General features: G+C 36.3%; 1 protein-coding gene and 2 pseudogenes. All 3 read left to right on the top strand.

Annotated elements, in window-relative coordinates:
• A partial coding sequence (locus tag Wcon_RS08610) for a hypothetical protein (protein ID WP_114517870.1) occupies positions 1 to 642 on the top strand: 642 nt, incomplete at its 5' end.
• Between the two features lie 121 nt (positions 643 to 763).
• A pseudogene (gene metG / locus Wcon_RS08605) lies at positions 764 to 2294 on the top strand (methionine--tRNA ligase).
• 507 nt (positions 2295 to 2801) lie between these two features.
• A pseudogene (locus Wcon_RS08600) lies at positions 2802 to 3010 on the top strand (IS256 family transposase); the annotation flags it as partial.

The raw sequence follows: 3010 nt of genomic DNA, 5'->3' as shown, positions 1-3010 counted from the left end.
CATGTACACGATGATAGAGGTTTAAGTTTTTGGGATTGTTTACTACTGAGTAGCCTGTTTAGTGGTAATACTACAGTTATAAATAACCCTGGTTTCATTAGTGGTGGCCAGCTAAGTAGAAAAGACTCAGAAGACAATGGAAAGTTATTGGCTTTAGGTATAGCAGCTGTAGTTGTATGTATTGCTTTCCATGTCGGTATGTGTTTTTGGTACAACAACAGTGAAAAAAAGGCTAGAAAGTCAGAAAAAATAGATTATCTAGATAGTCAACTTAAAATATTCAGGAGTATAGAATTTGCAGTCAGTGCAATTTCTTTGGTAGCTTTGGTATGTTGCGCTGTTAATCCAGTATTGCCAGCATGGGGTTTAGTCATTCTTGGTATTAATTCTCTTGTGTGTTTTGCTGGTGGTTTGGCTTTTCATATGAAGCATGAGAAAGAGTCGGAAAATATTGAGAAAGCTAAAGAAGCGGTAGATGATTATCATAAACGAGGATCTGGGCATAGCTCTGGAGATTCTTCTAATCGTGAACCACCACCTGCTTACTCTTATCAAGATCCTCATTCTCCAACTGCTCCTCCTCCAAGTGCATTTAGTAATTCTTATGTTGGAGGTTATGGACAGCAAACTGGCTTACTCTAAAGCGTAAATTACTTACAGGATACCGCTGCAACGCGCAGCGGTATAATGGCTTTTCAGATCGTTTGTGTTATATTGATTTTTATTACTAGTGCAGATATGATTAAGTTTTAAGCACTATGAAATGAAGCAATTTGAGAGCTTTTACATCACTACGCCAATATATTACGTAAACGACAAGCCACATATCGGCCACGCATATACTTCCCTTATCTGTGATGTTGCAGCTAGATTTATAAAACTAGCTGGAAAGAACATCAAATTTACTACTGGTACAGATGAACATGGACAAAAAATTGAAAAAGCAGCTAAAGCAAAGGGAATAGAGCCAAAAGAATTTACAGATGAAATAAGTGTTACGTTCAAAAAATTAGCTGAGCTAATGAACTTTGATTATGATGATTTTATTTGCACCACAGAAGAACGTCATGAACAAGCAGTTATAGTTCTATGGAATAGGCTTGAAGAGAGAGGACAAATATATCTAGATTCTTACTCAGGTTGGTATTCAGTTCGTGACGAAGCTTTTTATCAGGAGTCAGAGTTGATAGATGGTAGAGCACCAACAGGCGCTGAAGTTCAGTGGATAAAAGAAGAGAGCTATTTTTTTCGCTTGTCAAATTGGCAAAAAAAAATTGCTAGAGTTATACGAAAATCAGCCGAATTTCATCTTTCCTGAGAGCAGAAAAAACGAAGTGATATCGTTTGTAAAATCAGGACTTACTGACCTTTCGATTTCTCGTACTAGTTTCAATTGGGGAATAAAAGTACCAGGAAATGACAAGCACGTAATTTATGTTTGGATAGATGCGCTCACTAACTATCTCACTTCAATAGGCTTTCCTAATATAGAAGATGAGGAATATAAGAAGTTTTGGGCAAACTCTTTCAACGTTCATATAATAGGTAAAGACATATTGCGTTTTCACGCTGTATACTGGCCAGCGATTCTTCTTGCAGCAGATTTATCACTGCCAAAGCAAATTGCAGTTCATGGTTGGTGGCTAAATGAGGGAGAAAAAATATCCAAATCCCTTGGTAACGTTATAGATCCAATTGGTCTGGCAGAAGAGTTTGGTGTTGATCAACTACGCTATTTTCTCCTTCGGGAAGCAAGTTTTGGTCAAGATGGTAATTTCAGTAAGAAGAACATGATCAGTCGCATAAACTCAGAGCTGGCAAACAATATAGGCAATTTAGTGCAAAGAACAATTTCATTTCTGCACAAGCAATGCTCTGGAGTTGTACCAGCAGTTGATCGCAATTTGCTTAAAGATGATGAGAGTTTACCAAATTGCAAGGCCATACTCGATCAAGTAATGGATCATCTATCAAAGTATGAATTTAACCAGATTATACTTCTGATTATTAATATTTCTTCCAAAGCCAATGCTTACATAGACAAAAGTGCACCTTGGACGTTAAGTAAAACCGATAGAGAGCACATGAATTTAGTAATCTACAAATTACTGGAATATATAAGAATAATTGGTATTTTATTACAGCCAATTATTCCAAGATCAGCAGAGACGATACTTGACCAATTGAAAGTTCCAAAAGAACAACGCGATTTAAAATCTCTGTGCAACGCGTGCGTAAGCTTAGGCACTACACTGCCTAAACCTACGCCGATTTTTTTAAGGGTTGATACTTAAAAAACCCTTAGTAAACCAGGCTGAACTAGTGTTGCTTTAGTTAGCTTGCTTAACTCAATAGAATCAACCTCAGTAGAAATAGCTCTATTTTTACATTTTATCTCTTCTGCTTGACTAGCTAATTGGACACATCTTTCTGAACTTTTTTCTCAGATAATGGTTATGCTATTGATTTTTAGCTTGGTCTTACTCAACTAAAGTTAAGTTATTAGAATTACCTGATTTGTTCGAGCATTAGCAATTTGAGTATCTTGTTGTCTGCATTGAGTATAATACATAACAGCAGCAGCTCCAACGGCAAGCAGCTCCGGCAATTAAAGCCTGACCTTACCCAGAAAAAGTAGAGAGGAAGTAAAGAAGTTTTTGCTATGAAAATAAAAAGTTCAGGAATGCAATGTAAAATGTCTACGCTGTTTATTATAAAAAATTTCTATATAGGGAACGACACACTTTTTTGAACAAACCAAAAAAAAAGTAATAAATTGATATAAAAAATGGAGGTTTGACATGAGTCAAAAAATAGCAAACAGAACTACAGGTTTGGTGGACTATAAAGAACTAGAAACAAATATTTTATCATCTATCAGAGAAGGTAAGCCGCTAACAGGAAGAGATGGAGCATTAACACCATTTATAAAAAGGCTGCTAGAGGCAAGTCTGGAAGGTGAAATAGAAAGCCACTTGTCTGTTGAAAGCGAGGAAAATAACCGAAGAAA

It is taken from the genome of Wolbachia endosymbiont of Cylisticus convexus, from assembly GCF_003344345.1.
Note: the sequence above shows the minus strand (reverse complement) of the source record. Positions and strands in the feature narration are given on the sequence as shown.